The sequence below is a fragment of the Piscinibacter sp. genome (assembly GCF_050175855.1).
Classification (GTDB): Bacteria; Pseudomonadota; Gammaproteobacteria; order Burkholderiales; family Burkholderiaceae_C; genus Piscinibacter.
In genome coordinates, this window is record NZ_JBFXIO010000254.1 from 1 (window position 1) to 7,616 (window position 7,616).

Annotated in this window: 8 protein-coding genes and 1 pseudogene; 4 read left to right on the plus strand and 5 right to left on the minus strand. The window is 70.5% G+C overall.

Annotated features, from left to right (window positions below; genetic code table 11):
* The 4 genes and pseudogenes from AB7U92_RS17720 to AB7U92_RS17735 form a co-directional block, all read left to right on the plus strand.
* Positions 1 to 326 (plus strand): annotated as a pseudogene (locus AB7U92_RS17720) (zinc-binding dehydrogenase); the annotation flags it as partial.
* A 98-nt stretch (positions 327 to 424) separates the two neighbouring features.
* Positions 425 to 976, plus strand: coding sequence for a YfiR family protein (locus AB7U92_RS17725; protein ID WP_428579832.1), 552 nt, complete (start codon positions 425 to 427; stop codon positions 974 to 976).
* Positions 973 to 2,247, plus strand: coding sequence for a diguanylate cyclase domain-containing protein (locus tag AB7U92_RS17730; RefSeq protein WP_428579834.1), 1,275 nt, complete (start codon positions 973 to 975; stop codon positions 2,245 to 2,247). The genes AB7U92_RS17725 and AB7U92_RS17730 overlap by 4 nt, the downstream gene beginning before the upstream one ends.
* 18 nt (positions 2,248 to 2,265) lie before the next feature.
* Positions 2,266 to 2,772 (plus strand): OmpA family protein, encoded by a 507-nt coding sequence (locus AB7U92_RS17735; protein ID WP_428579837.1) that lies wholly within the window; start codon positions 2,266 to 2,268, stop codon positions 2,770 to 2,772.
* 15 nt (positions 2,773 to 2,787) lie between these two features.
* Here the strand turns inward: AB7U92_RS17735 and AB7U92_RS17740 are convergent, their stop codons facing one another.
* From AB7U92_RS17740 to AB7U92_RS17760, 5 genes are all read right to left on the minus strand, one after another.
* Positions 2,788 to 2,979, minus strand: coding sequence for a hypothetical protein (locus AB7U92_RS17740; RefSeq protein ID WP_428579840.1), 192 nt, complete (start codon positions 2,977 to 2,979; stop codon positions 2,788 to 2,790).
* A gap of 66 nt (positions 2,980 to 3,045) precedes the next feature.
* Positions 3,046 to 3,840 carry a DUF2189 domain-containing protein gene (locus AB7U92_RS17745; protein ID WP_428579843.1) on the minus strand — a complete coding sequence of 265 codons (795 nt, stop codon included), beginning with the start codon at positions 3,838 to 3,840 and terminating at the stop codon, positions 3,046 to 3,048.
* A 62-nt stretch (positions 3,841 to 3,902) separates the two neighbouring features.
* The gene (locus AB7U92_RS17750; protein ID WP_428579846.1) at positions 3,903 to 5,597 is read right to left on the minus strand and encodes an ABC1 kinase family protein; all 1,695 of its coding nucleotides are present in this window, start codon (positions 5,595 to 5,597) and stop codon (positions 3,903 to 3,905) included.
* Between the two features lie 17 nt (positions 5,598 to 5,614).
* Positions 5,615 to 6,109: a signal peptidase II gene (lspA, locus tag AB7U92_RS17755; protein ID WP_428579849.1), complete on the minus strand. Its 495-nt coding sequence runs from the start codon at positions 6,107 to 6,109 to the stop codon at positions 5,615 to 5,617.
* 2 nt (positions 6,110 to 6,111) lie between these two features.
* Positions 6,112 to 7,616, minus strand: a 1,505-nt coding sequence (locus tag AB7U92_RS17760; protein WP_428579852.1) for a class I tRNA ligase family protein, incomplete at its 5' end; no start/stop codon positions are given.

A 7,616-nucleotide genomic window follows, 5' to 3' on the forward strand; every position in this document is an offset into this window, starting at 1 on the left:
GGGCGCCGACACCTTCGTGCGCTCGTTCGACTGCCTGCGGCCCTTCGGCCTGGCGGCGAACTTCGGCAATGCCTCGGGCAAGGTGCCGCCGATCGACATGGGCATGCTGGCCGCCAAGGGCTCGCTACGTGACACGGCCGACGCTGTTCACCCACATCGCCACGCGCGAGTCGACCCAGGCGATGGCCCACGACCTGTTCGCAATGGTCAAGAGCGGCGCGGTGAAGATCCGCATCGACCAGCGCTACGCCCTGAAGGATGCGGCGCAGGCGCATCGCGACCTGGAAGCGCGCAAGACCACGGGCTGCAGCGTGCTGCTGCCCTGAGCGGCTTCTTGCTGCAGCGCGACATTTGACACGGGAGTTCTGGGCAGTCCGCCCATAAAGTGATCGCCGAAGCGCAGGCGCTTCGGGATACTGGCGGGATGGGTCATCCCCTCACGTTGGCCACTTCGCGCTGCCTGCTCGCTCTGGGCCTGGCCGCGTGTGCGCTGGGCAGTGCGGCGCAGACGACCCCGGCCGCGTCTGCGGCGCCGCGCGCCAGCGTCGCCACCGTCGTGGCCGGCATCCTGGCTTACACGCGCTGGCCGACCGAAGGCAGCGCGCTGCGCCTGTGCACCCTGGGCCGCGGACCGGCCGTCGATGAACTGCTGAGCGCAACGACCGACCTCGGCTCGCCGCAGCGGCGCGTGGCGGTACAGGCACTGGCCAGCCCGGCGCAGATGCGCGTGGCCTGCGACGCGGTCTACGTGGCCGACTCCGGCGCCGCCGCGGCCCGCGAGACCCTGCGCGCCCTGGCCGGCCAGCCGGTGCTGCTGCTTGGCGAAGGCGCCGACTTCTGCAGCGACGGCGGCATGTTCTGCCTCGAGCCCGACGAGGGCTCCACGCGCTTCGGCGCCAATCTCGACGCCATCGCCCGCAGCGGGCTGCGCGTGAACCCGCTGGTACTGCGGATCGCACGGGGAGCGCGATCATGAGCCTGCGCCAGCCGCTGCTCGAGACGCTGCGCGCGGCCCACCTGCGGCTGGCGCTGGCGGCGCTGGTGGCTGCGGCCATCGTGCTCACCGTGGTGTCTTTCGTCACGCTGCGCGGCCAGGTCGAGCAGAACCTGACGCTGGTGGCGCGCTCGATTTCCTACACGGCCGAGGCGGCTGCAGTGTTCGGTGACGCCGCCTCAGCCCAGGAGGCGCTGGTCCAGGTGGCAGCGAAGGAGGAACTGCGCGAGGCGCTCATCGTCGATGTGAACGGGCGAACGCTGGCCCGCTACGAAGCCTCGGCCGGATCGGCGCTGGAAACCATGGCCACGGAAGTGGCCGCGCTGCTGTTCGCCCAGGAGGCGCACGCCGAGATCGCCAGCCAGGGGCGGCGCCTCGGCGAGGTGAGGGTGCAGGGCCGCGGCGTCGCCTCGCTGCTGTACCTGCTCAAGGTGCTGGCCGCCATCGCGCTGTGCACGGCCGCCAATGCCTGGCTGGTGGCGCGCCTGTCGCGCCGCATCGAGAACGACATCGTGCTGCCGCTGAACCGGCTGGCCGCGCTGACGCGCACGGCGCGCGTCGAGCGCGCCCTGGCCACGCGGGCGCCGGCTGCGGCGGTGCGCGAGATCCACGAGCTCGGCGAGGACTTCAACGCACTGCTGGCCGAGATCGAGAGCCGCGAGGCGCGGCTGGTGGCCAAGCAGGAACGGCTGCGCCACGCCAACGAATCGCTGTCCTACCTCGCCTTCCACGACAACCTCACGGGCCTGCCCAACCGCGCCAGCTTCCTCGATCGGGCCATGCGCATCGTGCAGTCGGCCGCCGAGGGCGGCGATTCGGCCGCGCTGCTGTTCCTGGATTGCGACCGCTTCAAGGACGTCAACGACGCGCTCGGCCACGCCGCCGGCGACGAACTGCTGGTGCAGGTGGCGCGGCGCATCCGCGCGCAGCTGCGCGACGGCGACTTCGTGGCCCGCCTGGGGGGCGACGAGTTCGCCGTGCTGCTCACGCCCATCCGCAGCGATGAGGACGCGCAACGCATCGCCCAGAAGATCGCTCACGCGATCCGCGAACCGATCGACAGCCCTGCCTACGGTCGCATCGAGGCCAGCGCCAGCATCGGCGTGGCCTTGCTGCCCGATGCCGGCGGCGACATGGAGCAGTGGATGGCCGCGGCCGATGCGGCGATGTACCGCGCCAAGGCGCGCTCGCCGGGTTCGGTCGGACATTTCGAACGCCGCACGGACGACCTGCCGCGGCCGCTGGCCGCCTAGCCGAACGAGGAGAACGAGATGAAACTCGCCGCCCCACGCCGCCGCCTGCTCCTGTCCATGGCCCCGATGCTGCTGCTGGCCGCGTGCCAGTCGGCGCCGCCCGCGGCGCCGCCGGCGCCCACGCGCGAGCAGAAGGTGGCCGCGCTGCAGGAAGTCGGCTTCGTGCCGGCGGACAGCGCCTGGGAGCTCAACCTCGGCGTGAGGCTGCTGTTCGAGACCGACGTCGACGATCTCTCGACGGAAGGTCGCGACGCGGTGGCGAAGGTCGCGCAGGCACTCGCACGGGTGGGCATCGACGGCGTGCTGGTGGAAGGCCACACCGACAACGTCGGATCGGCCCGTCACAACGAGCAGCTGTCGCTGCGCCGGGCCGAATCGGTGGCCCAGCATCTGGTGGGCGCAGGCCTGAGCGATGCCGCCATCGAACGGCGCGGCCTGGGCTTCGCCAAGCCGGTGGCCGACAACGCCACGGCCGAAGGCCGCGCGCAGAACCGGCGGGTGGTGGTGACCGTCAGGGTCGACTGATCCCGTTCGACGTGCTCAGGCGTTTGCCGGCTTCCAGTAGCGCGCCTCGAGCGCCTTGGCATCGGTCAGGCGCAGCTTGACCAGCACACGCTCCAGCCAGGTCAGCGGCTGGATGCGCCCATCGGGCAACGCGAGCACCGCGCCGAGGATGGGCTCGTCCTCGATCCGGGATTCCTTGTAGGCACGCACGGGCAGGTGGTCGTTCATCTTCGTCTCCGTCGTGTTTGTAACAACACGTATTCTACGGAAGCGTGATGCAGTTGGCGAGCGGTGTTACGCCGTCGTCTCGCCAGGCGCGTCGCCGACCGCGCCGCGGTAAGCATGCCAGGACGCATGGCCGACCACCGGGCCGACCACCAGCAGCCCGACGAAGCCGGGCAGCATGGCCAGAACCACCAGCAGCGTGATCGAGCCACCCCAGATCAGCATCACCCAGGGCTGCGTCAGGCACAGCCGCAGGCTGGTGAGGCCGGCACTCACCGCATCGACCGAGCGGTCGAGGATCATCGGGATCGACACGACGCTGATGGCGAAGATCAGCCCGGCGAACACCGCGCCGACGGCGAGGTAGGCCACGATGAAGCCGAGGTTCTCGGGGTCGAGCAGCGCCAGCAGCGAGCCCTTGAAGTCGGGCATGCCATCGAAGCTGACCGCGAACACGATCAGCGAGGCGCGGCCCCAGAGCATCTCGAGGATCAGCAGCACACCGCCGAAGATCGCCATCGTGCCGGTGCGCGACCGCCAGGCCAGCAGCGAATCGACCAGGGCAGGCTGCTCGCCGCGCTCGAGCTTGCGGCTGGCGTCGTACAGCCCGAGGCACAGGAACGGGCCCATCAGCAGGAAGCCCGCCGACAGCGCCAGCACCCAGGCGGGGGCGTGGCTGTAGGTCCACAGCAGGATCCAGCCCATCACCGCGAAGCAGGCGCCGTAGAAGACGCCGATGCCGGGGGCACGCACGAAATCGGCCCAGCCCAGGCGCAGCCAGCGCAGCGGGTCGTCGGCGCGCAGCTGGCGCAGCGGCAGGTCGAGGATGGTGGAGCCGGGACGCTCCGCGGAGGTGTCTTCCATGGCGCGCATTGAGCCGCGCCGGCGCGACCCGCGCAAGCGGGCCTGCCCTATGCCGGCGGGGGTCAGTCGTCGTCGCGATGGCGCGTGCTGCGCCAGATCGAGCGCACCAGCCACAGGCCACCGATGGCGGCGCCGCAGTAGCCGAGGAAGCCGAAGGCCGGCAGGCCGAACAGGGTCGGCCCGCCGCCGACCGTCATCACGATCGACGAGCCGATGATCAGCGCCGAGATTACCAGCGCCAGCGCGAGGCGGTTGGCCGCGCGGTCGAGCTGGTCGCCCACGCGCCTGAGGTGCGCGAGGTCGATGTGCAGCTGCATTCGGCCTCGGCGGATGTTGCGCAGCGCGCGGGAGAGATCGTGCGGCAGCCGCTCGGCCATCGCGAAGGCGTCTCGCAGCGTGGCCCAGGCGCGCTGGCCGATCGCCCGCGGCTTGTAGCGGGCGCGCAGCACCTGGCGCAGCATCGGCAGCGCCTCGCTGGCCATGTGGAAGCCCGGATCGAGGCCCCGTCCCATGCCCTCCAGCGAGATGAAGGCCTTGATCAGCAGCGCCAGGTCGGAGGGCAGGGCGAGGCGATGCTCGCGCAGGATGGTGGTCACGTCGGCCAGCATCTGGCCGAGGTGCAGTTCGGCCAGCGGCGTGCCGTGGTACTGGTCGACGAAGGCCTCGATCTCGCCCTCGAGCAGCTCGAGGTTGGCGCCGTGGCCATCGCCGGTCCAGTCGAGCAGCACGTCGGCCACCGCCTGCGGCTCGCGCTGCACTAGGCCGAGCAGCAGCGCCAGCAATTCCTCGCGGCGCCGCGCGGTGAGCCGGCCGACCATGCCGAAGTCGATGAAGGCCAGCCGGTTGCCGCTCAGGTAGAAGACGTTGCCCGGGTGCGGGTCGGCGTGGAAGAAGCCGTCCTCGACGATCATCTTCAGCACCGCCTGCGCGCCGCGGCGGGCGAGCAGCACGCGGTCCAGCCCCTCGGCACTGACGCGGTCGAGGTCGCTGCCGGGAATCCCTTCGACGAACTCCTGCACGTTGACGCGTTCCTTCGTGTGCTGCCAGTGCACACGCGGAATCAGCACGTGCGGGAACACCGCCATGTTGGCGTTGATGCGCTCGGCGTTGTGGCATTCGGCGGCGAGGTCCATCTCGCGCTGCAGCGATCGCGACAGCTCGCGCACCAGCTGCCGCGGCCGGTAGGGCTGCAGCGCCGGCACCTCGGTCTCGGCCATCGCGGCCAGGCGGTCGAGCAGGCGCAGGTCGGCCTCGACGATCTCGCGAATGCCCGGGCGGCGGATCTTCACCACCACCTCCTCGCCGCTCTTCAGCCGTGCACGGTGCACCTGCGCGATCGACGCCGCGGCCAGCGGCTCGGCATCGAAGCGTTCGAACACTGCCTCGGGTTCGTCGCCCAGGTCATCGCGCAGCTGGGCGCGCAGGTCGTCCAGCGGCACGGCAGGCACCTGGCTGTGCAGGCGAGAGAACTCGGCGATCCAGTCGGGACCGAACAGGTCGGCGCGGCCGGCGAGGATCTGGCCGAGCTTGACGAAGGTGGGGCCGAGCTCCTCCAGGGCGAGGCGCACCTGCACCGGCGGATCCAGCCGCGCGAGGTCGGCCGCGTGGTCGCGCCGCAGCACGTGGCCGGCCTTCTCCAGCGCGTCGGCCAGGCCGAGACGGCGCACGGCATCGCCGAAGCCGTGGCGGATGAAGACGCCGGCGATCTCGTTGAGCCGGCCCAGGTCGCGCGCCGCGCCGAGGGTCTCGATCAGCATGGCGCGAGCGTACTCCGCTAGCTGCGCCGCACGCGCAGGATCTCGTCGAGGATCAGCAGCGCGGCGCCGACGGTGATCGCGCTGTCGGCGATGTTGAACGACGGGAAGTACCAGCCGCCGTAGTGCACCTGGATGAAGTCGACCACGTAGCCGTGCAGCATGCGGTCGACCACGTTACCGAGCGCGCCGCCGAGGATCAGCGAGAGCGCCCAGGAGAACATGCGCTGGCCGCCGTGGCTGCGCAGCATCCAGACGATGAACGCCGCCGCGGCGAACCCCAGGCCGATGAAGAACCAGCGCTGCCAGCCCGAGGCGCCGGCGAGGAAGGAGAAGGCCGCTCCGGTGTTGTGCACGCGCACGACGTTGAAGAACGAGGTGACGGTGCGGCTGTCGCCGAGCTGGAAGTAGCCGAGGATCAGCGTCTTCGTGAACTGGTCGAGCAGGATGATGGCCAGCGCGATGCCCAGCCAGGGCAGCAGCGAGGATCCGCCGGAGGACTTCTGCCAGGCCATGTTCAGGCCACCGAGCGCGCTTCGCCGGCGCCGTGCAGGTTGCTGGTGCAGCGGCCGCAGATCGTCGGGTGCGCCGGATCGTGGCCGACGTCGTCGCGCCAGTGCCAGCAGCGCTCGCACTTGGCCGCGGCCGACGGCGTGACCTGCACGGCGAGTTCCTCACCGAGTGCCAGCGTCACCGCCGAGGTGATGGTCACGAAGCGCAGGTCGTCACCCAGCGAGGCGAGCAGCGCATGGTCTGCCGCGGGCGCGGTGATGCGCAGGTTGGCCTGCAGCGACGAGCCCACCTTGCCGTCGGTGCGCACCGCCTCGATCTCCTTGTTGGCCAGGTCGCGGATCTCGCGGATGCGCGCCCACTTGGCCAGCAGCGCGTCATCGCTGGGATCGAACTTCCAGTAGGTCTCGGTGAAGATCGACGGCGATGCGCCTGGTGCCAGCACCTTCCACGCCTCCTCGGCGGTGAAGCTCAGGAACGGCGCCATCCAGCGCAGCATCGCGTGGGTGATCTGCCACAGCGCGGTCTGCGCCGAGCGGCGCGCGAGCGAGTTCGGCGCGGTGGTGTAGAGGCGGTCCTTCAGCACGTCGAGGTAGAAGGCGCCGAGGTCTTCCGAGCAGAACACCTGCAGCTTGGCCACCACCGGGTGGAACTCGTAGACCTCGTAGTGCGACAGCACCTCGGCCTGGAACTGCGCGGCGCGCGACAACGCCCAGCGGTCGATCTCGAACAGCTGCGCGGCCGGCACCGCGTCCTTCGCGGGATCGAAGTCGCTGGTGTTGGCCAGCAGGAAGCGCAGCGTGTTGCGGATGCGCCGGTAGGCGTCGACCACGCGCGCGAGGATCTTGTCGTCGCCGGCGATGTCGCCCGAATAGTCGGACGCGGCCACCCACAGGCGGATGATCTCGGCGCCCAGCGTCGAACTCACCTTCTGCGGCTCGATGCCGTTGCCGAGCGACTTGCTCATCTTGCGGCCCTGGCTGTCCACGGTGAAGCCGTGGGTGAGCAGGCCGCGATACGGCGCACGGTCGAACAGCGCGCAGGCGAGCAGCAGCGACGAGTGGAACCAGCCGCGGTGCTGGTCATGGCCTTCGAGATAGAGGTCGGCCTCGGGGCCCTGCTCGTGGAAGCCGCCTGGATGCTGGCCGCGCAGCACGTGCCAGAAGGTCGAGCCGGAGTCGAACCAGACCTCGAGGATGTCGCTGCTCTTGGTGTAGTGCTTCGCGTCCTCGGTGCCGAGAATCTGCTCGGCGGTGACGCGGCTCCAGGCCTCGATGCCGCCGTTCTCGACGATGTCGGCCGCCTGGTCGAGGATCTCCATCGTGCGCGGGTGCAGTTCGCCCGTGTCCTTGTGCAGGAAGAAGGGCAGCGGCACGCCCCAACTGCGCTGGCGCGAGATGCTCCAGTCGGGCCGGTTCGCGATCATGTCGCGCAGCCGCGCGCGGCAGTTCTCCGGGAAGAAGCCGGTCTGGTCGATCGCGTCCAGCGCCATCTGGCGCAGCGTGCGCGGCG